General features: G+C 72.1%; 20 protein-coding genes and 1 pseudogene. 11 read left to right on the plus strand and 10 right to left on the minus strand.

From position 1 onward, the window contains the following. From ACK586_RS25590 to ACK586_RS02400, 3 genes and pseudogenes are all read right to left on the minus strand, one after another. Nucleotides 1–211 (minus strand): annotated as a pseudogene (locus tag ACK586_RS25590) (hypothetical protein); the annotation flags it as partial. Next, entirely contained in the window at nt 208–591 is a 384-nt protein-coding gene (locus tag ACK586_RS02395) for an ANTAR domain-containing protein (RefSeq protein ID WP_409328853.1), read from the minus strand. The pseudogene ACK586_RS25590 and the gene ACK586_RS02395, both read right to left, overlap by 4 nt. Beyond that, nucleotides 501–899, minus strand: a complete 399-nt coding sequence (locus ACK586_RS02400) for a GAF domain-containing protein (protein ID WP_409328854.1) — start codon at nt 897–899, stop codon at nt 501–503. The genes ACK586_RS02395 and ACK586_RS02400 overlap by 91 nt, the downstream gene beginning before the upstream one ends. A 300-nt stretch (nt 900–1,199) precedes the next feature. Here ACK586_RS02400 and ACK586_RS02405 point away from each other — a divergent pair, with 300 nt between their 5' ends. The 8 genes from ACK586_RS02405 (at nt 1,200) to ACK586_RS02440 (ending at nt 10,469) form a co-directional block, all read left to right on the plus strand. Continuing rightward, on the plus strand, nt 1,200–1,664 hold the full coding sequence (locus ACK586_RS02405) for an STAS domain-containing protein (RefSeq protein WP_409328855.1): 465 nt from the start codon (nt 1,200–1,202) through the stop codon (nt 1,662–1,664). After that, nucleotides 1,661–3,163, plus strand: coding sequence for a PP2C family protein-serine/threonine phosphatase (locus tag ACK586_RS02410; RefSeq protein ID WP_409328856.1), 1,503 nt, complete (start codon nt 1,661–1,663; stop codon nt 3,161–3,163). Before ACK586_RS02405 ends, ACK586_RS02410 begins: the two co-directional genes overlap by 4 nt. 84 nt (nt 3,164–3,247) lie before the next feature. After that, complete coding sequence (locus ACK586_RS02415; protein ID WP_409328857.1) at nt 3,248–3,724, plus strand: SRPBCC family protein; 477 nt, start codon at nt 3,248–3,250, stop codon at nt 3,722–3,724. Between the two features lie 109 nt (nt 3,725–3,833). Then, the gene (locus ACK586_RS02420; protein WP_409328858.1) at nt 3,834–5,120 is read left to right on the plus strand and encodes an ankyrin repeat domain-containing protein; all 1,287 of its coding nucleotides are present in this window, start codon (nt 3,834–3,836) and stop codon (nt 5,118–5,120) included. A 63-nt stretch (nt 5,121–5,183) separates the two neighbouring features. Further along, a complete protein-coding gene (locus tag ACK586_RS02425; protein ID WP_409328859.1) occupies nt 5,184–5,720 on the plus strand; it encodes a dihydrofolate reductase family protein in 537 nt (178 codons plus the stop codon). A 345-nt stretch (nt 5,721–6,065) separates the two neighbouring features. Then, nucleotides 6,066–6,395 carry a hypothetical protein gene (locus ACK586_RS02430; protein WP_409328860.1) on the plus strand — a complete coding sequence of 110 codons (330 nt, stop codon included), beginning with the start codon at nt 6,066–6,068 and terminating at the stop codon, nt 6,393–6,395. A 117-nt stretch (nt 6,396–6,512) separates the two neighbouring features. Continuing rightward, complete coding sequence (locus ACK586_RS02435) at nt 6,513–8,438, plus strand: RiPP maturation radical SAM C-methyltransferase (RefSeq protein ID WP_409328861.1); 1,926 nt, start codon at nt 6,513–6,515, stop codon at nt 8,436–8,438. After that, nucleotides 8,439–10,469, plus strand: a complete 2,031-nt coding sequence (locus ACK586_RS02440) for a S8 family serine peptidase (protein WP_409328862.1) — start codon at nt 8,439–8,441, stop codon at nt 10,467–10,469. Here the strand turns inward: ACK586_RS02440 and ACK586_RS02445 are convergent. From ACK586_RS02445 to ACK586_RS02470, 6 genes are all read right to left on the minus strand, one after another. Beyond that, nucleotides 10,466–11,236: a DUF6065 family protein gene (locus ACK586_RS02445; protein ID WP_409328863.1), complete on the minus strand. Its 771-nt coding sequence runs from the start codon at nt 11,234–11,236 to the stop codon at nt 10,466–10,468. The two genes, ACK586_RS02440 and ACK586_RS02445, sit on opposite strands and share 4 nt — an antisense overlap. 166 nt (nt 11,237–11,402) lie before the next feature. Continuing rightward, nucleotides 11,403–13,241 carry an IS1634 family transposase gene (locus ACK586_RS02450; RefSeq protein ID WP_409328864.1) on the minus strand — a complete coding sequence of 613 codons (1,839 nt, stop codon included), beginning with the start codon at nt 13,239–13,241 and terminating at the stop codon, nt 11,403–11,405. 300 nt (nt 13,242–13,541) lie between these two features. Continuing rightward, nucleotides 13,542–15,002, minus strand: a complete 1,461-nt coding sequence (locus tag ACK586_RS02455; RefSeq protein ID WP_409328865.1) for an amidohydrolase family protein — start codon at nt 15,000–15,002, stop codon at nt 13,542–13,544. After that, complete coding sequence (locus tag ACK586_RS02460) at nt 14,999–17,341, minus strand: xanthine dehydrogenase family protein molybdopterin-binding subunit (protein WP_409328866.1); 2,343 nt, start codon at nt 17,339–17,341, stop codon at nt 14,999–15,001. The genes ACK586_RS02455 and ACK586_RS02460 overlap by 4 nt, the downstream gene beginning before the upstream one ends. Before the next feature lies 1 nt (nt 17,342). Next, on the minus strand, nt 17,343–17,855 hold the full coding sequence (locus ACK586_RS02465) for a (2Fe-2S)-binding protein (RefSeq protein WP_409328867.1): 513 nt from the start codon (nt 17,853–17,855) through the stop codon (nt 17,343–17,345). 83 nt (nt 17,856–17,938) lie between these two features. After that, nucleotides 17,939–18,829: an FAD binding domain-containing protein gene (locus ACK586_RS02470; RefSeq protein ID WP_409328868.1), complete on the minus strand. Its 891-nt coding sequence runs from the start codon at nt 18,827–18,829 to the stop codon at nt 17,939–17,941. Nucleotides 18,830–18,992: 163 nt separating this feature from the next. On the opposite strand from ACK586_RS02470, the gene ACK586_RS02475 reads away from it, so the two are divergent. Further along, a complete protein-coding gene (locus ACK586_RS02475) occupies nt 18,993–20,489 on the plus strand; it encodes a PucR family transcriptional regulator (protein ID WP_409329017.1) in 1,497 nt (498 codons plus the stop codon). 39 nt (nt 20,490–20,528) lie between these two features. Here the strand turns inward: ACK586_RS02475 and ACK586_RS02480 are convergent, their stop codons facing one another. Beyond that, nucleotides 20,529–20,729 (minus strand): hypothetical protein, encoded by a 201-nt coding sequence (locus tag ACK586_RS02480; protein WP_409328869.1) that lies wholly within the window; start codon nt 20,727–20,729, stop codon nt 20,529–20,531. Nucleotides 20,730–20,921: 192 nt separating this feature from the next. On the opposite strand from ACK586_RS02480, the gene ACK586_RS02485 reads away from it, so the two are divergent. After that, nucleotides 20,922–21,233, plus strand: a complete 312-nt coding sequence (locus ACK586_RS02485; RefSeq protein WP_409328870.1) for a type II toxin-antitoxin system PemK/MazF family toxin — start codon at nt 20,922–20,924, stop codon at nt 21,231–21,233. A gap of 666 nt (nt 21,234–21,899) precedes the next feature. Continuing rightward, nucleotides 21,900–22,211 (plus strand): hypothetical protein, encoded by a 312-nt coding sequence (locus ACK586_RS02490; protein WP_409328871.1) that lies wholly within the window; start codon nt 21,900–21,902, stop codon nt 22,209–22,211. Nucleotides 22,212–22,231 lie beyond the last annotated feature (20 nt).

Below are 22,231 nucleotides of genomic sequence, written 5' to 3' on the forward strand. Positions count from 1 at the left end.
CGGCGTGGTTGAGCAGCCGCTGCGTCGCATCCGGCGTCCGGTCACCGGCCTGCTCGGCCAGCGTCCACCCATTCTTGCGCTCCAAGCCCGACAGCAGCCTCCTGGAAAGGGTCGTACGCCGACTACCCATCGCAGGCGCAGGCGTACGACGTCGACGACGAGGTTCACCCAATCGCAATGTCGCGAGGAGCACCGTCGCCGGGCCCCTCACCGCCGGGCGAGCTCCCCGGTCTCGACCAGCTGCCGGGCGACTTCCCGCACTCGGGTGTTGGTGTCCTGGGAGTGGCGGCTCAGGATGGCGAACGCCTCGTCCGCAGTGATCCTCAGCCGCTCCATGAGGATCCCCTGGGCCTGGCCGATGAGGGTGCGGCTGGCCATCGCGGTGCGGAGGTTCTCCTCGTTCGTCCCCCAGCGCACCGCGACCGCCGCCAGAGCGGCGAGGGCCAGGGCCCGGACGCGGATCGCTGAGTCGAAGGCGTGTGCCCGGAGGGCGAAGAGGTTCAGCGCCCCGAGCTCGAAGCCTCGTCGACGAACAGGTTCACCGACAGGGCGCTGCGGATGCCGGTCTCGGAAGCTGCCCTCCTGGACCACTCGGGGTACCGGTCGTCGGCCGTCAGGTCCTCGACGGCGCAGGTCCGCTGCGTCGAGATGGCGTCGAGGCACGGTCCCTGGCCGAGTTCGTACTGCAACTGGTCGGCCCGTACGGCCCGCTGGTCGCTCGCCGCCGGCGTTTCCACGTCGCGGCGGCGGACCACCGACACGCTGGAACTGACGTGGGCACCGAGCTGAGCGGCGACCGTGTCGACCACCCGCTGCGCGACGTGCGGGAGGTCGGGTTCCCGGCCCAGCCCTCGGACGAGGGCCACCAGCTCGAGCGGCCGGCTGTCCGCTTCCGCCATGGAGGTCTCCCTCGGTCGATCCCGTCCTCCGGCGGCGCGGCTGACCACCGGGCGGGAATTGCGGTGATCCCAGGCTAGGACGGGTGCGGAGGCCCACCCATGCCCGGAGAGCTTTCGTCACGGGGTCGACAAACCGCTGCCCGCCGGCCCGCGCGGGCCCGGGCCGGCGAGCTGCTCCCCGGCGCCTGCTCCGCTGGTAGGTTTCTCCCCGGGTCATAGCGCCGGCCCTCGATCACGAGCAGGCAGCACGTCGGCACCGGTCGTTCCGCGGTCGGTCGTGTGCGCCGCCGAGGTGAGCGCGTGCCACATCCCGTCGGATCCGAACCCATCCGGCACGACCTGTCCTCGCTGGTCATCAGGCTCAGCCTGGGCGAGGGCCGGCTGCTCCTGGCCGGGCCGCTCACCCGCCCTGGCGCCCGACTCCTGCACGCCGGCGTCTCGCGCCTGCTGCGCACCGCGTGCAGCTCCTGGGTGCTGGACGTCGCCGCCCTGACCGGTTTCGACCGCTGCGGACTCCGGGCGATCAGCGGCACCTACCGCCGCGCGCTGCGGCACGACCGCCGCGTGACGCTGGTGGGCGCGTCGGTGGGGCTCCAGGGGGAACTCACCCGCCTCCGCCTCGATCGCCACCTCCTCGATCGCCACCTCCTCGTCGTGGACCGGCGATCGGCACCCTCGGGTGCCCACGTGGCCCGAGCCGTGCGGGAGCCGGTCCGGCCGGCTGGTGCGGTCCGTCGAGGGCCGGCTGCGGAGGAGGCCCGGTGAGTCTCGGCAGCGTCGCGGTGGACCTCCCGGGGGTGCCCCGTGCGGTTGCCGAGCAGGCACGCGACGCCCTGGACGACGTCGTGGCGTTGGCGGCGCACGCGGTCCCCGGCTGCCTCGGCGTCGGGGTGTCGCTGGCCATCGACGGCGAGGTGCACACCGTGGCGCTGACCGGCGATCCCGCCCGGCTGCTCGACGAGCTGCAGTACGACCGCGGCGACGGCCCGTGCCTGACCGCGCTGCGCCGGGACGAGGAGGTCGCCTGCGACGACTACGCCGTCGACCGGCGCTGGCCCGACCTCGCGCGTGCCGCCCGATCGGCCGGGGTCAGCAGCTCGCTGTCGGTGCCGCTGCACGCGGGCAACGGCGTGGTGGGCGCTCTCAACTGCTACGCCGGGCGTCCGGCGGCCTTCCCCATCCAGGCCCGCGGCGCCGTGCAGACGCTGGCCCGGCACGGCGCGCTCATCCTGCGGGAGCTGCAGCAGCGCCACGAGGACCGGACCCGCCTCGCCGGCGCCCGCGGTGCCCCGGACGCGCTGCAGAGCAGCCTGCTGCCCGCCCTGCCCGGGGTGGCCTGTGCCGCTCGGCGCGTGGCCGGCACCTCCGGCGAGACCACGGCCCGGGACTGGCACGACGTGTTCCCCCTGCCCGACGGCGCGATCGGGCTCGTGGCCGGGGAGGCCCCGGGGGACGGCGCCGTGGGTGCGGCCACGACGGGGCAGGTGCGCAGCGTCCTGCGCTCCTACGCGTACGACGGGGCCAGCCCCTCGCTGGTGCTCGACCGGACGGACAGGGTGGTCGCGGGACTGGGACTGGCCCGGCGGGCGACCGTCTTCTACGGCCGGGTGGTCGTCGATGCCGGCGGAGCGCTGCTGCTCTACAGCAACGCCGGGCACCCGCCTCCTCTCCTGCGTCGTCCCGACGGCAGCGTCACCCGGTTGCGCGGCGCGGTGACCGGCCCCATCGGCGTCCTCCCGCAGGGGCACCGGCTCCGCTCGGAGACCGCCGTCGACGTGCCGGCCGGTTCCACCCTGCTGCTCTACACCCGCGGACTGCTCCACGGCCGCGCCGGCGCGGTGGGACCGGACCGGGCGATCGACGACCTCGCGCGCACCGTGAGCCACCTGCCCGGCACCGCCGATCCCTCCTCCTTCTGCGAGGCCGTCCTCGAGCGCCACGGACCGCCCGAGCGGCACGAGGACGTGACCGTGCTCGCCGTGCGGATCGAGGGTCGACCGCGTCCGGTGCGCCCGCGGCGACCTCCCTCCGGCGGTGCGTCCTTCACCCGCACCGTCGAACGGGCCCGCCGGCTGGGCGACCTGCTGGCGGAGACGGCGCGCGAGAGCCGGGACCTGTGCACCGAGCTCCGCGACGGCGAGGGGGTCGACGACGACGTCCTCGCCCGTGCCGAACGCTGCCGACTGCTGATCGAGGAGGCGCTGGCCTGCGGCGTCATCGACCTGCCGGCGTCGTCGGAGGTCCGTGGCGACCCGCCGCCCTGACGATCTCGTCGTCCGCCCGCGGCCAGTGGCCGCCGGGCGTGACGGGGGCCCGAGGCCCTGGCGGAGCGCCTACGCTGCGCCGCCATGGCGACGGACACCTACACGGTGCAGCGATCGACGACGATCGCAGCACCGCCGGAGCGGGTGTATGCGGAGATCGTCGACTTCCGCCGGTGGACCGCGTGGTCACCGTGGGAGGACGTCGACCCGGCGATGCGCCGGGAGTACTCGGGCGCCGAGTCGGGCGTCGGCGCCGTCTACGCCTGGTCGGGCAACCGCAAGGCCGGCGCCGGCCGGATGACCGTCGTCGACGCCGCCGAGCCCTCCCGGGTCCGCATCGACCTGGTCTTCGAGAAGCCGTTCAGGGCCAGGAACGACATCACCTTCGCCATCACGCCTGATGCGGCCGGCTCCGCGGTCACCTGGACGATGGTCGGCCGCAGGACGCTGGCGGTGCGGCTGATGGGTGTCGTGAAGTCGATGGACGCCATGGTGGGCCCGGACTTCGAGAAGGGTCTCGCCCGGCTGAAGGCAGCGGCGGAGGCGCCGACCGGGACATAGCCGAGGCCGCGGCGGCCCCCGGCGCGTCCGCTCCCGGACGACCCCAGGCTCCGAGCCTCGCGGAGATGAGGGACTGGTGGGACCCGACCGACGTCCTGTCGTTCTCGCGATGCGCGCCGCGCGGTGGGCGGCCTGCGTCCTGGCCGTGGTGGCGGTCGCGGTCGCCGGGTGCGGGCAGGACGCGCCGCCGGAGCGGGCGGCCGGTTCCACGAGCCCGTCGACGGCGCTCTCGCCGTCCCCGCCCTCCGAGGAGACGCCCCCGCCCCCGCCCCCGCCGGCACCGCCCGGACCCGAGGAGCAGCGGGCGCTCGACACGGCCCTCATCGAGGCGGCCTGGGCGAACGACGTCGTCCGGGCCCGCGAGCTGATCACCGCCGGCGCCGACGTGAACGCCCAGGACGCCACGCAGCAGAGCGCCTACCTGATCGCGACCAGCGAGGGCCATCGCGAGCTGCTGGAGGTGGCCCTCGCCGCGGGGGCGGACCTCGCCGCGCTCGACAGCTTCGGCGGGACGGGGCTGATCCGAGCGGCCGAGCGGGGTCACGCCGACGTCGTCGGGCGGCTGCTGCAGGCCGGGATCACCGTGGACCACGTGAACCGGTCGGGCTTCACCGCGCTGCACGAGGCGGTCATCTACGGAGACGGCAGCCCGCGGTACGTCGACACGGTGCGGCTGCTCGTCGCCCGCGGGACCGACGTCGCGCTCCCGCCGGTGCGCGACGGGATCCCGCCGCTGCAGCACGCGCGGTCGCGGGGCCAGGACGCCGTCGCCGCGACGCTGCGGGCGGCCCTGGAGGCGGGACCGGTCGCGGACCCGGCGGGGTCGCTGCTGGAGGCCGCGGCGGCCGGGGACCCGGATCGAGCGGCCCTGGCGCTGCGCGCCGGCGCGGCCCTCGAGGTGCGGGACGCCGGAGGGCGGACGCCGCTGCTGCTGGCGGCCACCTCCGACCGGGTGGACGTCGCGCGGCTGCTGGTCGCGCTGGGCGCCGACCCCGACGCGCTGGACGGCCGGCACGACACCCCGTGGCTGGTGACCGGCGTGACCGGCAGCGTGGCGATGCTCGAGGTGCTGCTGCCGGCCGGGCCGGACCTGACGATCCGCAACCGCTTCGGCGGGGTGTCGGTCATCCCGGCCGCCGAGCGCGGGCACGTGGACTACGTGCGCCGGGTGGTCGAGACGGGCATCGACGTGAACCACGTCAACGACCCCGGGTGGACGGCGCTGCTCGAGGCGGTCGTCTACGGCGACGGGTCGGGCCCCTACGTGGAGATCGTCCGGATCCTGCTCGCCGCCGGGGCCGATCCCGGCATCCGCGACGCGAACGGGCGCACCGCTCTGGACCACGCGCTCGCCCGCGGGCACGAGGAGATCGCCCAGGCGTTGCGCGGGGGTTGACCGATGAGTTCGCCGCGGCGGGTCGGTCCCTCCGGCGGAGACCGAGCCGACGAGAGGCGACCCGTGCGGAGACTGACCTACGCGATGAACGTGAGCCTGGACGGCTACACCGCCGCGCCCCGCGACGACCTCGGCTGGAGCGTGCCGAGCGACGAGCTGTTCCAGTGGTGGTCCGACCGGGTGGCGGCGACCGGTCTGGCGCTGTACGGGCGCCGGTTGTGGGAGGGGATGAGCTCCCACTGGCCGACCGCCGACCAGCAGCCCGGCGTCACCCGGGCGCACGCCGAGTACGCCCGCCGGTGGCGGGACATGCCGAAGGTGGTGTTCTCCTCGACGATCGGCGCGGTCGACGGGAACGCCCGCTTGGTCCCCGGCGACGCGGTTCCCGAGATCGCCCGGCTCAAGACCGAGGACGGCGGTCCCATGGACATCGGCGGCTCGACCCTCGCCGCGGCGGCCATGCGGGCCGGGCTGATCGACGAGTACGCGGTCGTCACGCATCCCGTCCTGATCGGCGGCGGCAGGCCTTCTTCACCGCTCTGGACAGCTGGGTCGATCTCGACCTGGTGGAGACGCGGACCTTCGCCGGCGGCGTGCTGATGGCCAGGTACGAGACCCGGCGGTGATCACGCGAGCCCGCGGGTGCGCTCGAACCAGGCCCGGGTGCTCGGCAACCCTCAGGACTCCAGCGACGGATCGTGACGCGGCGGTTTCAATGCGTGCCTACACGCGTCCCTGGTGCTCATCACCGCAGGTTCGCGCATACGGCGTCCCGCAGCGGGTTGACGCCTTCAAGTCGGCAGAGGATAACAATTACGCGGATATCGGTGACTTTCATCACCACCGATGCTGGGGGACCTCCCTAGGGGTGGTCGTGCGCCGCGGGGCCGCGCCTGCTTTCCGGTATTCACCGTCCACCGAGAATGGTTCAGGAGGGGGAAGAAAGTGGACCAGACCATCACGCAAGGGGATCTCGCCGCACTTGCCCGGAAACTCGACGAACTGGGTGACGTGTTGACCGAGAAGGAGCAGACGCTGCTGCTGGCGGTGTTCAGACTCGCCGGAAAGGAGATCAACGACCGCGTGCGGGCCAGCGCGTCGTCGGGGAGCGGGTCGCAGACCGAGAGCGGGCGCGCCGTCGCTGCCGCGCGCACGACCGGGCGGCTCTCGGCGGGCTTCAAGGACGCCTTCGTCCCCGTCGGGACGGCCGACTTCAACCTGCGCGGTGGGCTCGACGAGGTCGCCGGCGGGGTCGGCATCGGCGTCGTCTACTGACCTGTTCCGGCCGCTTCCGGCCACTGCTCGGGAGCGGCCGGCCAGACAGGTCGGCGCGAGTCCTCCACCCCGGCTGTTCGCCCGACCCCCCGTGAGCCATAGCTGAGGAGCATGGTCATGCCCGCTGCTGCTTCCCCGGCGCCGACGGCTCCGGTCGCGCTCACCCTGTCGAGACCGCGGCGGCACGGCCCGACGGTCGAACAGCGCTCGGCCTGTGCCGTCGCCCTGGTGAGCATGCCGTTCGTGTCGGTGCACCGGCCTTCGCTGCAGCTGGGCCTGCTCAAGGCCATCGCCGAGCGGGCGGGCTTCCCGGCCGAGACGCTCCACCTCTGCATCCCCTTCGCCAGTCAGATCGGCACCCGCGCGTACGAGGAACTCGTCCACCACAGGGGGCGCATGTTCGGTGACTGGTTGTTCTCGGTCGCCGCCTTCGGTGAGTCGGCGCCCGACCCGGATGGCGCACTCCTCGACCGCTTCTCCGAGGAGGCCGACCTGCTGCTGGCCGACGTCGGTCTGACCCGTGAGCAGCTGCTCGGCGTCAGGGACGTACAGGTGCCCCGATACATCGAGTCGATGGTGGACGACGTCGATTGGGGCGGCTTCCGGGTGGTCGGGTTCACCTCCACCTTTCAGCAGAACGCCGCGTCCTTCGCTCTGGCGCGGCGCCTCAAGGAGCGCTGGCCGGAGACGACGATCGTCTTCGGTGGGGCGAATTTCGAAGGGGAGATGGGCGATGAGCTGGCCCGGCTGCCCTGGGTGGACCACGTGGTCAAGGGTGAGGCCGACGAGACGTTCCCCGAGTACCTCGATGCCCTCGCGGTCGGTGCAGATCCACGTGAGGTCCCCGGGGTCGTGGCCGACGGTGTGTCGGACGGCGGCGAACGTGCGCCCTTCGTCGCGTTGGACGAGCTGCCGGTGCCGGACTACAGCGAGTACTTCGCGCGCGCGCTCGCGGCCGGCGTGGTCTCCGAGACCTCCCGCCGCCTGGTTCACCTGCCCTTCGAGAGCGCGCGGGGTTGTTGGTGGGGGCAGAAGCACCACTGCACCTTCTGCGGCCTCAACGGGTCCACCATCGGCTTCCGTTCGAAGTCCCCAGCACGCGTCGCGGACGAGCTGGCCAGCCTCGCCCGGTCTTACGGCTCCTTCCGGTTCGAGGCCGTCGACAACATCATGGATATGCGGTACTTCACCGATTTGCTCCCCCGAATCCGGGCCGACGCCCTCGACTACGAGTTCTTCTACGAAGTCAAGTCGAATCTCTCGCGCGAGAAGATCAGGTCGCTGCGCGAGTCTGGCGTGGTGCGAATCCAACCGGGGATCGAATCGGTCGACAGTACCGTTCTGAAACTGATGAGGAAGGGCGTGACCGGGCTCCAGAACATCAATCTCCTCCGGTGGGCCGCCCATTACGGTATCGACGTCGGCTGGAACATGATCTGGGGATTCCCGGGTGAACGGCAGGAGTCCTACACGCAGCAGCTCGAAACTTTGAAGCTGCTGCGCCACCTCCAGCCCCCGACAGGTGCCGGCCGCATCTGGTTGGAACGTTTCAGCCCCTTGTTCCAAGAGGAGGGTGCCTGCACCACCGAGTACGTCCGCCCCGAGGAGAGCTACAGCTACGTCTACCCGCCCTACTTGGACCTCCGGCGCATCGCCTACTTCTTCGACTACCGGTTCGTCGACGCCCTGTCCGATGAGGTGTACCTGGCGATCCGGGACGAGGTGCGGGACTGGCAGGCGGCGTGGAAAGGATCGCCTCGGCCGTCGCTGTTCTTCTGGTCCTCCCCGGATCAGATCCTGATCGAGGATTTCCGCGACCCAGGGCAGCGCGGCGTGTACCGGTTCTACGACGAGCTCGCTGAGATTTACCGAGCCTGCAGCGAGCGCCCGTGCTCGGTCGCGAACGTGGCGAAGGGACTCGCGTCGGGCCGTTCCGTGGTCGAGGTGGAGGAGGCCCTCGTCGGGTTCGCCACGCGTGGCCTGATGGCTCGGGAGGGTGACACGTTCCTGAGCCTGGCGCTCCCGGCGAGCAGGGGCCGGTAGATGCCGACCTCGGTCCAGCTCAACGACGCGAGCGATCGCCAGCTGGCCGTCCTCCTGGGACTCGACTCCGACCAGGTGGCGTTGGTCGTGCGCCTCCGCCCGGTCCGGCGGCGGCAGGACCTGGCCATGCTCCCCGTCACGGCGCTCGCCCGGATCGACGATCTGCTGGAGATCCCGAAGCTCGACATCAACGAGGCCACGCCGCGAGAGCTGGTCGAGATCACGGGGATCCCCGTGGCCACCGCGGATCGCGTCGTGGCCCGGCGGCCGTACTTCACGGCGCTCGAGCTCCGCGCGCTATCCGGCATGGACGCGGAGGCGTTCACGGCCATCACGGAGTTCTTCGCGCCGCGACCGCTCGGCTATGTCGACAAGCTGTCCGGTGGGGAGGTCCGCCTCACCCCCGACCCGTCCCGATTGCTGGTCTCCCTTCGCCCGTCGGACACCGAGAGTGCGGCCTCCGTCGGGGAGAGCCACCGGTTGACCCGGGTCAGCTCCACGCGCGACGGCCGTGGCTACCAGGTGTTCGCCGTCCCCGAGACCGAGGGCGCCACCGACGCACTGGACGGGCTGAAGGGCGACGAGCGGGTCGAGCTCGTCATTCCCTCCTTTCGTCGGGGGCGCAACGGGACCGTGTTCTTCGACCCCCAGTTCTGCATCGCGCAGTTCCGGGCGGGGACGGCCGAGGCCCGGCAGGACGAGGTGATCGCGGCTGCCGGACTGGCGGTGGAGAGGCGACACCGGACCCCCGGGCTCGTGACGTTGCGGCTGGCCGGCCAGGGAATGAACCCGGCCGCGATCATGCAGTCGATCGGGGTGCTCAACGAGGCCTCGGAGGTCGAGTTCGCGGAACCGGCATTCGTCGCGGTCAACGACCTCGAGGTGGCCGCGACGCTCGAGATGGAGTCCGGGACGGCGACTGGCACCGCCGCTGACCTGCCCTGGAACCTCCGTCTCGTGGGGGCTCGCCCGGACGAGCCCGCCACGGCTGGTCACCCGGACGTCGTCGTGGCCGTCATCGACACGGGAGTCGAGACGTCCCACCCCGCGATCGCCCACGCCGTGCTGTCCCGCCCATCGGGCGAGAGCTGGAACTTCGAGGACGACGATGATCCGGAGCCGACCGACGACCAGGGACATGGCACGTTCATCGCCGGCCTCCTCGCCGGACGGGGGGAAGGCGGGATCTGGGGGATCTGCCCGAGCTGCAGCATTCTGCCGCTGAGGGTGGGTCTCTCCGGTGCTTCGCTGAGCTACGCCCAGCGCCGCGACGCCATCCTCTACGCCGTCGGGCTGGTCCGGTCTCCCCGGCGCCTCGTCCTCAACCTGAGCTGGAAGACGACCGGCGACGTCGCGCTGATCCGGGACGCGGTGGTCCAGGCCGAGCAGGCCGGAGCCGTCGTCGTCGCCTCGGCCGGCAACTGGCCGGCGGCGGAAGACGAGCCGCACTTCCCCTCCGACTACCGGCAGATCGTCTCCGTCGGTGCCGTCGGCCCGGACGGGCGGCGGGCCGCCTACTCCTTCTACGGTCGTGAGGTCGACCTGGTCGCGCCCGGCGGCCGCGGCACGGGGGGCGGTGCTGACAACATCCGGTCGGCGGCGCGGGGCGGGAGGGACACCGTCGACTTCGGCACGTCGTTCGCCAGCCCGCACGTGGCCGGAGCGGCCGCGCTGGTGCTTTCCCGGCGGCGGGACATCTCGGTGGCCGAGGTGCGCGATGCGGTGGAGCGCAGCGCCAATCCTCTCCCCGACTCCGGCACCGGACGGGGGCTGCTCGACGTGGGCGCCGGGGTGACGCGCGCATCGCCGTCGCCCTCCGGGCCGGTCGCCCCGACGGCGGGGGACGGCGGGCTGGTCGCGGTCAACACGATGGACCAGGCCACCCTCATGAGTTCGTTCGGGCTACTGGCGTTCACCGCGCGGCTGATCGTCGCGCGGCGCCCGTTCGCCTCGCTGGAGCAGTTGCGCGGCCTGCTCGGTCTCACCGCGGAGCAGTTCGACCGGATTCTCCGGTACGACGGAGGCGGCTAGGCCGAGGTGTGCCGCTCGCCCCGTGTTCGACGGCGCACCTCGGTCTTGTACGAACCGGGGCGGGCCGCTGGACCGTTGCGCATCATCAGCGACGCGCCGAGTTCGTCCCACTCACGCCCGGTGAACTGCTCCACGCCCCGAATGGACTCGACCGCCTTGAGGGTCTCGGCCCGGTAGGCGAACTTCGGTACCGGCTGGACCTGGAACAGGGGTCGGCGCACGTGGAAGAGGATCGGATGACCGGTCAGGCACAGCCGGACGTTCGAGATGAGCGGGCCGAACCACCAATCGGTCTCGATGATGCCCTCGAGCACGTCATAGCCCGGATGCCGCGGCAGGTTGGCAGGAGGACGCACGAGCAGGGACCACCCCGGCCGGGTCCGTGCCATCACCCCGGTCCAGATCTGCACGATTCCGGGAAGGTCCGGTCCCGTGGTCAGGAAAGGCACGAGATGCCCCGGAAGCGCGTACGGGGCGTGCCGGGCCAGGTGCTCGTCGAGTCCGGGCAGCACCGTCCATTCGAGGAGTTCCCAGTCGAGCTGCCCGGGAAGGCGGAAGTACACCGCTGTTCCGTCCCACTGCAGGGCGAACTCGAGTGGGGGGAACAAGTGCCAGCCGAAACCGGTCGCTGAGGTGAGCGGCTCGCAATAGTGCTCGGCCTTCGCGGGGATGGAGCCGTTGAGCCCGGGGCTGGCCCGACGGGGGAGAGGGGCGTCGGGGTACACCTGGAAGAACGTGGCTATCGCTTCGCTCTGGTTCGTGTCCATGGCTGACCTCGGGTGGTCCGGTCGCGCATCTGCCCCCCGGGTTCCGCAGTTCGTAGGTCGACGGGACCGCCGAATCGGGGGGTTGATCTGCGAAGACGCGCCTCGGCGGGAGCTGGAGTCGTGTCACTACACGCTCCGACGGCCTCCTCGGCCGTATCTGTGCAGGTCAGGCGGGGTGTAGGGCGGTGATCCGGGGCGGTGGGGTGAGCCCGCAGGCCCGAAGAATGCTCTGCTGGGCGGTGGTGAGCTCGGTGGTCTGGGTGACCGTGCCGGTCGGCCCGGTGAGGGTGACCGCGTGCAGCCGGCCCAGCTCGCGGGCCAGGGCCGGCCAGGTCTCGCCGGTGCGCCGTTCGGCGACCCGGATGAGCAGCAGCGCCAGCCAGCACAGCAGCACGTGCGCGCGGATGCGGGGCTCGAGGCGGTGGAACACCGGCCGCAGCTCCAGGGTGGACTTCAGGTCGCGGAAGCCGCGCTCGGCCTCCAGCAGGTTCTTGTAGCCCAGCGCAACGTCCTCGGCCGACAGATCGGGGTCGGAGGTGACCAGCAGGTACTTGCCGTCCAGCCGCGCCTCGGCGCGGACCTTGGCGGTGTCGACGACCAGGCGCCCGCGGGTGTCTTGGCGCAGCCAGCGGCCCAGCGCGCGGTGGTCGCGCAGCGCGCACTCGGCGCGGGTGTGCGCGGCGAGCTCGGCGTCGCGGCGACCGATGGCCGCCTTGGAGGTCGGCTTGGTGGTGGCCAGCCGGTCGCGAGCGGTCTTGATGCGGGCCAGCTCGGCGCGGATGCGGGTCAGCGCCGCCTCGCGCTGGGCGGCGGCGCGGGTCGCCTCGTCGGGGTTGGCGCACAGCACCCAGCGCAGATCCGGGGCGGCCTCGAGCCGCACTTCCTTGACCCGCAGGTTGTCCCGCACGGTCCGGTAGCGGCCCTGGCGGGCGAGGACCTCCTCGACGTGGGCGGTGCCGGCGCGCATCCGCTCGCCGGCGATGAAGTGCCCGCCGGCCCGGCGCAGGTAGTCCAGGTTCGCCGCGGAGGAGAAGCCACGGTCGACCACGGTGACCACCCGACCCAGCCGCCAGGCCCGCAGATCGTCCTTGACCTGCGGCAACACCGCCTGATCGGAGGTGTTGCCCGGCCAGCACCACACCCGCACCGGAATGCCCTCGCGGGTCACGGCTAGGCCGATGATGATCTGCGGCAGATCACCGCGGGAGTCCTTGGAGTGCCCGTAGCGGCGGAAACCCGCCGCCTCGCCGGTTCCGGCCTCGGTCCCTGCGCCGGCAGCGTCGGCGGCGTCGGCGGCGTCGGCGGCTGGCGCGGGGTCCTCGGTGTCGCGCTCGAAGTAGGTGCTGGTGGTGTCGAAGAACAGCAGGTCGACCTCGAGGTTGAGCAGGTTCGCCACGGCGAAGAACACCGCCTCCTGGACCTTGGCGTCGGTATCGGCCTCGACCAGCAGGTCCATCGCCCGGTACGCCTGATCGTCGGTCGCCTCGGCCAGCCCCGGGATCGCCACGTCGGAGGTGATCCACTCCGCGGCGGCCAGCTTCGACGCCGGGGCCAGCGCCCGGTTGGCCACCAGCGCGAAGATCATCCGCTCGACGTCGGTGCTGAACCGGCGATCGCCGAGCACCTCGTGCAGCGCGGTGCCGATCCCGAGTTGTTGCCACAGCCCGTCCAGCAGCCACGCCCCACCGGCCGGGCGGGAGCCGGTGATCCGCAGCCCACCGCCGGCCCCGTCACCGGGTTCGGCGCCGACCTGGAGGCCGGCGTCGCTGCCGGCGTCGTCACCGAGGTAGCGGTTGATCGAGCCGACCAGCCGGCGCAGGCCGGCGACGTCGAGGCGGTCCTCCCGGCCCAGCGGCAGCAGCACCTTGGCCACCGACGGGCCACCCGGGCTGCGCTCGTTGTGCGCGATCGACACGTACCGCACCGTCGTCCCGTCCTTGTTCTGCCGCGACGACGTCCGCAGGTACACACCTACACCCTGGCCGCCGATGACCAGGAAGAGCAAGCGCTCATTGGCCGGAACGTGTACCTACACATCCCCGGCGTCCGCGACCGCTACGAGGCGCCGACCAGCAGCTTCGCCCAAACCACCACGCTCGTGTGCCCATCAACTGCGGAACCCGGGTGCCCCGTGGTCTGCGCGTCACCCGTCATCCGGGTCGGCGGCGCCGTGTTCCGGGGCGGCCGAGCATAGCGGGGTGAGTCCCCTGGAGTGGTGTAGTTGGGGAGGCCACCGCCGTCCACTCCCGCGCGAAGGCGCGACAGGGCGATCCCATCTCTGGCTGCATGGAGGGCGGTGTGACGGCTACCGCGTGATTTCCACACCTGATCCGGTGCCGACCAGCGACCGCCACTCCCGGTCGGCGAGCCGGACGGTCCCGGCCCTCGCCGCCAGGCCGGCGGCTGCGGCGGAGGAACGGGACCGGATCTCCTCCTGGTCGACCGTGGCGAGCCTGCCGCCGTCCACCACCATCCGGCCGTCCACGTACACCCGATCGACCTCGTCACCGCGCTGGCTGTAGACCAGCGATGACACGGCCGCGTGTACCGGCGTCACGCAGAGGTTCGACAGGTCCAGGACGACGAGGTCGGCGCGCTTGCCCACGTCCAGGGAGCCGATCGATTCCTGCAGTCCCAACGCTCGAGCGCCGTCGATGGTGGCCATCTCGAGAGCCTTTTCCGCCGTCATGACCTCCGGGTCGCGCAGCACCCCTTTGTGGAGGAGGGCGGCGAACTTCATCGCCTGGAGCATCGAGTGGTTCGACGACGACGCCGGGCCGTCCGAGGCGAGGCCGACGGTGATTCCGCGCCGCTGCATCGCCGGAACGGGCGCGAAGCCCGACCCGAGGTAGAGGTTCGAGCAGGGGTTGTGCGACACCTTCGTGTCCGACTCCTGGAGCAGGTCCAGGTCCCGCCCATCCACCTGCACGCAGTGCACCGCCAGCAGGTCCGGGCCGAGCAGTCCCGTGTCGGCTGCAAACGGGACGTCCCGAACCCCGAACCGGCGGACGGACTCCGCGACGTCGAACGGCGACTCCGCCAGGTGCATGGTCACGAGCGCCCCGGTGCGGTCGGCCAGCGCGCGCGTCTCCCGCAGGGTCGCCTCATCCACCGTCCAGCTCATGCACGGTGCCAGCCCCACGGTGATCCGTGAGCCCGGGACGTTCCACCGGCCGATGAGCCGCTCGGCGTCGGCCAGAGCCATGTCCAGCGGCTGGATGAGCTCGGGCGGCACCCCGACGTCGCTGCCGGCCGTCATGTAGCCCCGTGCCATCACCCCGCGGATGCCGACGTCGACCATCGCCGCTGCCACAGCGTCCCCGAGGCCGGCGGTCGGGTGCACGTACATGAAGTCCAGCAGCGTCGTCGTGCCCGTGGTCAGTGCCTCGGCGCAGCCGTGCAGCGCTCCGGCGTAGCAGTCCTCCGGCGTCAGTCGCGCCGCCGACGGGCCGGTCATCGTCAGGAACCAGTCGGACAGGACGCGATCGTCGCCCAGCCCCTTGAGCAGGGTCTGGAACAGGTGGGTGTGGGTGTTGACGAACCCCGGCAGGACCACCCGCCCGGAACAGTCGACTACCTCGGCGCCGGGGTGGGCGTCGAGCACCTCGGCCGTGGACCCGACGGCGAGGATGGCGTCGGTGAATGCCACCGCCCCGTCCGTCAACACCCGCCGGGCGCCGTCCATCGTGATCACGGTGGCCCCGGACAGCACGGTGACGGAAGGGGAACCGTCCGGGGCGGCGGCGCGGCCCGCGAGGTCGCTCACGCCGTCGTGCCCGCACCGGCCGGCGCCGCCGTGCCCGAACGCATCAGTCCCCAGACCGTCGCGGGCTTCAGCGGCGTGCGGGTGACGGTGCAGCCGAGGTGCTCGATGGCGTCGGCGACGGCGTTGGCCACCGCGGAGTGCCCGCCGATGGCGCCGCCTTCGCCCATGCCCTTGAGGCCGAGCGGGTTCAGCGGGGACTTCGACTCCAGGTGTCCCACCTCGACGCGGGGGACGTCCAGGCTGCCGGGGATCAGGTAGTCCAGGAAGGACGTCGACTGCGGTTGGCCGTCCGGGGCGTACACCAGCTCCTCCATCAGCGCGCCGCCGAGTCCCTGCGCCACCCCGCCGACGATCTGCCCCTCGGCGTTGCGGGGGTTGACGATGGTTCCCGCGTCGTTGACGACGACGTACCGGCCGACCGTCGTGATGCCCGTGTCCGGGTCGACCTCCACCTCGGCGATGTGGATCCCGTAGGAATAGGGGGCGGCCATGTTCTCGAAGTACTGCACCGACTCCAGGTCCGGCTCCATCCCCTCCGGCCGGTTGCCGCCCGGCGTCGCGGCGGCGGCGATCTCCGCCCAGCTCACCCGCGTGGTGGGCACCCCCTTGACGTGGGCGTAGCCGTCCTCGAGCACCATGTCCGACGGGTCTGCCTCCACCAGGTGCGCGGCCAGGGCCAGCGCCTTCTCGCGCACCTTCGTCGCGGCCATCACCACGGCGGTACCGGCCATGACCGCGTTGCGGCTGGCGTAGGTCCCCATGCCGTGGGCCAGCCGGCCGGTGTCCCCGAAGACGACCTTGATGGTGTCGTGCGGCACCTGCAGCTCGTCGGCGGCGATCTGCGCCAGCATCGTGGCGGTGCCCTGCCCCTGCGGGGCGGCGCCGGAGTTGATCGTCACCTCGCCGGTCGGGTCCACCCGCACGCTGCCGCCCTCGAACGGGCCGGTGCCGGTGATCTGGTTGTAGACGCAGATGCCGAGGCCGATCAGCCGGCCCTGCTCGCGGGCCGCCTGCTGGCGCGCAGCGAAGCCGGCGTAGTCGATCATCTCCAGGGCCTTGTCCAGGCCCGCGGGGAAGTTCCCGCTGTCCAGGACGACCGCCGCCTCCAGGGAGACCAGCCCCGTGTCGTGGGGCATCTCCTCCGGGGTGAGCAGGTTCTTGCGGCGCACCTCGGCCCGGTCGACGCCGAGTTCGCGGGCCACGATGTCGAGCAGGCGCTCGCGCGCGAACGTCGCCTCGGGGGTCCCCGCCCCCCGGTAGGGGGAGGCGGGCGACTTGTTCGTGGAGGCGCAGACGGCCTCGACGCGGTAGGCCGGGATCCGGTAGACCCCCCCGAGGCTCGTACCGGCCAGGGAGGCGTTCACGAGTCCGAGGGGTCGCTGGTAGGCGCCGCAGTCGGTGATGTGCCGGGCGCGGAGGCCGAGGATCGTGCCGTCGTGCCGCAGCGCCATCTCCACCTCGTGGATCTGCTCCCGGGAGTGGGCGATCGCGAGGAAGTGCTCGTTGCGGTCCTCGATCCACTTCACCGGGCGACGTGCCCGTCCGGCTGCGAAGGGCACGAGGAAGTCCTCGGAGTTGAAGTCCGCCTTGACCCCGAAGCCGCCGCCGATGTCGGGGGTGATCACCCGTATCGAGCGAGCGGGGACGCCCAGCATGCCGGCCAGGAGGGTGCGGGCGGTGTGCGGCCACTGCGTCGAGTTCCACACCGTCAGCTCGCCGGTCACCGTGTCGCGGTGGGCGACGACGCCACGGGTCTCCATCGGGATGCCGGTGTAGCGCTGCATGTCCAGCCGCCGGGAGATGACCCGATCGGCGGAGGCGAAGGCGGCTTCGACGTCGCCGTTCTCGTAGACCAGTGTCGCGGCGACGTTGTCGGGCGCGTTCTCGTGCAGGACCGGCGCCCCGGGCTGGATGGCCGCGTAGGCGTCGACCACCGCGTCGAGCGGCTCGTAGTCGACCTCGATCAGCTCGAGCGCGTCCTCGGCCTCGTGCCGGCTCCCCGCCACGACGACGGCGACCGGCTCGCCCACGAAGCGGACGGTGTCCGTGGCCAGCGGGTACTGCGGAGCTGGGCGGAAGGTCTCGACGACGAACAGCGCGGGTATCGACGGTGGGTGCGGCCCCAGCGCCGCGGCGGAGAAGGCGTCGACCACGCCCGGTGACCGCAGGGCGGCGCTGACGTCGACCGAGAGCAGCCGGGCGTGCGCGTGCGGGCTGCGCAGCACGGCCATGTGCAGCATCCCCGGGAACCGGAGGTCGTCGACGAAGGCGGCCTCCCCGCGCAGCAACCGGGGGTCCTCCATGCGCTTGACGCTCGCGCCGATCGTCTGCACGCCCATGTCAGCGCTCCCACGACTCGTCAGCGGCCTGGACCGAGCACACGATGCCCTGGTAGCCGGTGCACCGGCAGAGGTTGCCCGAGAGGGCCTCCCGGATCTCCGGTTCGGTCACCCCGTGCTTCTCACGCAGGAAGTCGTACGTGGTGAGCAGGAACCCGGGTGTGCAGAACCCGCACTGCAGGCCGTGGTTCTCCCAGAAGGCCTGCTGGATGGGGTGCAGCTCGTCGCCGGCCGCCAGTCCCTCCACCGTGGTCAGCTGCCTCCCGTCGGCCTGCACGGCGAACATCAGGCACGCCCGGATCGGCTCGCCGTCCAGCAGGACGGTGCACGCGCCGCAGACCCCCTGCTCACAGCCGACGTGGGAACCGGTCAGGCCGAGGTCTTCGCGGAGGAAGTCGACCAGCGAGCGCCGGACGGAGAGGGTCCGCTGGTGGGAGTCCCCGTTGACCGTCACCGTGATCGTCTTCTCCCGCATGCCCCCGGAGCCGACCGTTGACCGCTCCTCGACGTCCATCGCGTGCTCGCTCTCCCGGCCGGTCGTGCCCGGCCTGCTCGTCGGTCCTCGGTGGGTGCTCGAAGGGGGGCGTGGCTGGGGGGTCAGGCGGCCGAGGCCGCAGGAGGTGCGGCGAGCCCGGTCGCCTCGGCGATCGCCCGCTGCAGCAGGTGCCGGGTCAGGTGGCGCCGGTACTCCGCCGGGCCGTGGGTGTCCGGGGGTGGGTCGAGGTCGGCCGCGAAGTTCCCGGCCAGCTCGGCGACGGCTTCCGGGGTGGGCTCGGAACCGACCAGCCCGTCGACGACGCTGTGGGCCTGCACGGTGCTGGGAGCGGCCCCGGCAACGCCGAGACCGGCCCGGGTGACCAGGCCGTCGGCCACGGTCACCACCGCGGCCACGGCGACCTGTGCGAAGTCGCCTCGGCGACGGCTGACCTCGAGGAAGGAGCTGCGGGTGCCCTCGGGCCAGGCCGGGACGCGGATCTCGGTGAGCAGTTCCTCGGCGGCGAGGGACGTGGTGAAGAACCCTTCGAAGAACTCCTCCGGAGCCACCTCCCGTGATCCGTCGGTGCTCCGGATCACGAGGGTGGCGCCCAGGGCGCTGACCGCAGCGGGCAACTCCGCCGCCGGGTCGGCATGGGCCAGGCTGCCGCCGATGGTTCCGCGAGCGCGGATCTGCGGATGGCCGATGTACCCGAGCGCGTTCCGCAGCAGGCTCCCCGGACCGTCGGCGGCCCCGGACAGGTGCCGCTCGAGGGCCCGCTGCCGGGACGTGGCGCCGATGTGCAACGTGCCGTCCTCGGCCCGGATGCCGTCGAGGTCGGCCACCTGGTTGATGTCGACCAGCACGGCCGGGCGGGCCAGCCGGAAGTTCAGCATCGGCACGAGGCTCTGACCGCCCGCGAGCACCTTCGCCTCGTCGCCGTGCTCCCGGAGGACGTCGAGGACCTCCTCGACGCGGGTCGGTGCCAGGTAGTCGAACGGAGCCGGCTTCACGGGCGTGCCTCCTGCTGTCCGTGGGGGCCGGCTGCGACCGACGCCGACTCCCGAGGGGCCATCGTCGGCACTTCCGCGGCTCGGCGCCACGGACGTTCCGGTGCACTTTGCCGGGCCGTCACTGGACGTTTCGTCCACCGGCTGCTGAGGTCGGCGCGTGACGATGACGCTCGCCGAGGTGCTCGCCCTCGACGTCCTCCGACGGGCGGACCCCCACGTGGTGGTGGGCGCGGAACTGCTCGACCGCCCGGTGCGCTGGGTGCACACCAGTGAGCTGGCCGAGGCGGCGTACCTGCTGCGGGGCGGGGAGCTGCTCCTCACGACAGGCCTGGGCATCACCGGGCGCGGTGCGGTGGGGGAGGCCGCCTACATCGCTGCGCTGGCCGCGCGCGGCGTGGCGGCGCTGGCCCTGGAGCTCGGCTGGACGTTCCCCGAGGCGCCGCGCGCGCTCGTCGACGCGTGCAGCGAGCACGGCCTGCCGCTGCTGGTCCTGCGGGAGGTGGTTCCGTTCGTCGAGATCACCGAGCAGGTGCAGGCCACGATCCTGGAACGCGCTTCCGGAACGGCGCGCAGGGGACGGGACGTCCGGCAGGTGCTCACCGATGCCCTGCTCGACGGGGCGGGCCCCCAGGAGCTCACCGTCCTGCTGTCCGAGCTGGTGTCCGCCCCCGTCGTGGTCTCCACCGCTGAGGGCGCGCTGGTTGCCGCGGCGGGCCAGGACCCGCACGGGTCGGGACGGCGCGGCCGACCAGTGGCACGCCGAGACGTCGTCCTGCTCGACCGTCACTGGGGCCACGTCGCCGTCCTGCCGCCCGCCCGCACGGACGACCCGTCCGTCAGCGCCGCGTGCGGCTACGGCGCCGAGGCGCTCGGGCTGGCGCTGCTCCGCTCGGCCGCCGGTACCGACCTCGAGGTCCGGCGTCGCCAGCTGGTCGATGACCTCACCGAGCGGCGGTGGCGGTCGCCGGGGGAGCTGGTCGCCCGGGCTCGCGTGCTGGGACTGCCGTTCCCGGCCGACAGCTCGTACGCGGCACTGGTGGTCACAGACCTCCCGGTGACCGATCCTGACAACCTTGTCCGGGCGGTGGCCGGCGCCGTGGCACCGGGCACCGCCCTCGTCGCCGACGTGGGGGAGGACGTCGTGGCCGTCGTCCGCACCTCGGCGGCGACCCCGGCCGCGCATGCGGTGCTGCGCGCCGTGGACGCGCTCGGCCCACCCTCCGCGCGGGTGGTGGCCGGGACCGTGGTGGGCAGGCTCGAGGACGTGGATCGGTCGATCGCCCGGGCCCGGGCCGTGCAGGCGCTCACCGCCGGCGGTGACCGGGTGGTGTCGGGCGAGGGCATGACCGCCCGGCTCCTGCTCGCCGGCGTCAGCGACGGGCCGCTGGCCCACCACCTGGTGCGAGAGGAGATCGGCCTCCTCGCCGATTACGACGCGGCTCACGGCAGCCAGCTCGTCCTCACGCTGCGGACCTACCTGGCCCATGCCTCGTCGAAGGTGCGGACCGCGCAGGCGCTGCGGCTGCGACGCCAGACCCTGTACGGCCGGCTGCAGCGGATCGAGGAGCTGATCGGTGACATCGCCGCACCGCAGCGGCACACGGCCCTGGTACTGGCCCTGGCCCTCGACGAACTGGCGTGCGGAACCGAGGCGCCGTGACCCCCGGTGCTCCCGGGTGCAAGCCGGCGCCCCGTCGTCTCAGCGGCCGGTCAGTCCGCCGAGCGGGCCGCCGCCCAGCTTGGCGATGACTTCCTGTGGTCCTAGGCCGTAGTTGGACAGGAGGTCCACGTCGTCGTCCGTGTCCATCCGGTCGGGCAGTTCGCGGTCCGCCTGCTCGGCCTTGTCCGCTTCCCCCTTGCGGCGCAGCAGCTCCAGCACCTGTTCCTTCTCGATCTGCATGAGCCCTGCCGTACCCATTCGCTGGGAATCGGTACCCGGCTCCGGGCAGCCATCGGGATCAGGGGGCTGACGGTCCCAGAGCTCGCGTCAGCGACCCCGAGCGTGGGCGGCCGCGCTTCTGGACCCAGGGCGTGGCCGATGAGGCCGACCGTGCCGAGGCGGCTCAAGTTCTTCGGGACATGGAGACGTTGCGTGCGTGGTGAGGTCTTCCGCCTGCGCGCTCCCCGTGGCACCCAGGGCGACGAGCAGGCCGGCGTTCGCTATGCCGTCGTCGTCCAGTCCGACCTGCTGCCACTGTCGACATGGCTCGTTGCCCCCACGTCCTCCTCAGCGCGCGCGGCGACCTTCCGCCCGGAGGTATCCATCGTCGGGCGCTCGACCAGGGTGCTGGCCGAGCAGACCAGTGCCGTCGATCCGCAGCGCCTGGGGGAGTCGGTCGGGCACCTCAGCTTTGATGAGCTGCGCCAGGTCGATGCTGCGCTGCGCCTCGTCCTCGGCCTATGAAGAAGACCTGTCCCTGTTCCGCCACTGATCACCGTCGAGCAGGGGCCTTCTCGCGGCAGCAGTGATTCCTCGTGATTGCCATCCATGGCACCCGAAGTTTCCCGGACCGAGTGCTGGGACCGGCTGTCATGCCGGGCGAGACGTCGACGACCGCGCTCGGGGTTGCCGGCGTTCGCCCCGTTCGCAGTTCCTACGTCCGCGTGTCCTGTGCCGGACTCCCACCTGGGGTGAGGGCTCTCCTGCCGTTCACGTCGTTGACGGCGTCGGCCCAGTCAGAGGTGGACGTCGACGAAGCCGAGGCCGGCGGCTGGCCTCGAGTAACCCTACGTGCAACGCGAGGTCGCGGGACGCTCGTGAACGGCGCCCCGCGACCTCCCGGCGGAGCGGGTGACCGAGATGGAACCGGCATGGTCAGCTTGGAAGGCTTGAGGATCCATAGGTTCTCCTGACTGGTCAGTGGAGAGTCAGGCTCATGTTGTGCCTTCCGCGTGCCTCAGCGCCGCAGGCCTCGGCTGGATCTCGTCGCTGTCGCTCGGCCCGATGCCATACCTGCGAGGAGGTCTTCGAGCTCCGGGCGCCGCGGCCCGACGTCATTGCGTTGTGACGCCGCCAGCCGGACTTCGAGTGTGGACACCGTGCCGAGCCGGGTCGGGCAGACTCCCTGCTGTGACGGGCCGCTCCTACGTCTGCGCGCTCACGGCGCTGATTGACGTCGACGACGAGAGCCTGAAGGCGGCTGTGCTCGGCTGCCGCCTCTCCAATGGGTTGCCAGGACTTGACGTTACGGATCCGGACACCGTGCAGCTAATGCTCGCAGCGACTGAGGAGATGCAGCCCGAGCGACGGATGCAGTTCTACCTCGTCAACAAGTACTTCGTGGACGTCCGGGAGTCACTGACATCCATGCTGGAGCAGGACCTGCCTGGTGCGCGCGTGCTTCTCATTGGCGTTGACGCCACACTCGAGGAGAGCGACTGACCCACGCTGCGTTGATCATG

This window comes from Trujillonella humicola, assembly GCF_046233715.1.
Taxonomy (GTDB): Bacteria; Actinomycetota; Actinomycetes; order Mycobacteriales; family Geodermatophilaceae; genus Trujillonella; species Trujillonella humicola.

Coding starts and splice junctions, on each gene's coding strand:
- ACK586_RS02445 (WP_409328863.1), bottom strand. CDS start 11,236: ATGGACACGAACCAGAGCGAAGCGATAGCCACGTTCTTCCAGGTGTAC.
- ACK586_RS02480 (WP_409328869.1), bottom strand. CDS start 20,729: ATGCAGATCGAGAAGGAACAGGTGCTGGAGCTGCTGCGCCGCAAGGGG.
- ACK586_RS02440 (WP_409328862.1), top strand. CDS start 8,439: ATGCCGACCTCGGTCCAGCTCAACGACGCGAGCGATCGCCAGCTGGCC.
- ACK586_RS02460 (WP_409328866.1), bottom strand. CDS start 17,341: ATGGGCGTGCAGACGATCGGCGCGAGCGTCAAGCGCATGGAGGACCCC.
- ACK586_RS02400 (WP_409328854.1), bottom strand. CDS start 899: ATGGCGGAAGCGGACAGCCGGCCGCTCGAGCTGGTGGCCCTCGTCCGA.
- ACK586_RS02475 (WP_409329017.1), top strand. CDS start 18,993: ATGACGCTCGCCGAGGTGCTCGCCCTCGACGTCCTCCGACGGGCGGAC.
- ACK586_RS02420 (WP_409328858.1), top strand. CDS start 3,834: ATGCGCGCCGCGCGGTGGGCGGCCTGCGTCCTGGCCGTGGTGGCGGTC.
- ACK586_RS02415 (WP_409328857.1), top strand. CDS start 3,248: ATGGCGACGGACACCTACACGGTGCAGCGATCGACGACGATCGCAGCA.
- ACK586_RS02465 (WP_409328867.1), bottom strand. CDS start 17,855: ATGGACGTCGAGGAGCGGTCAACGGTCGGCTCCGGGGGCATGCGGGAG.
- ACK586_RS02435 (WP_409328861.1), top strand. CDS start 6,513: ATGCCCGCTGCTGCTTCCCCGGCGCCGACGGCTCCGGTCGCGCTCACC.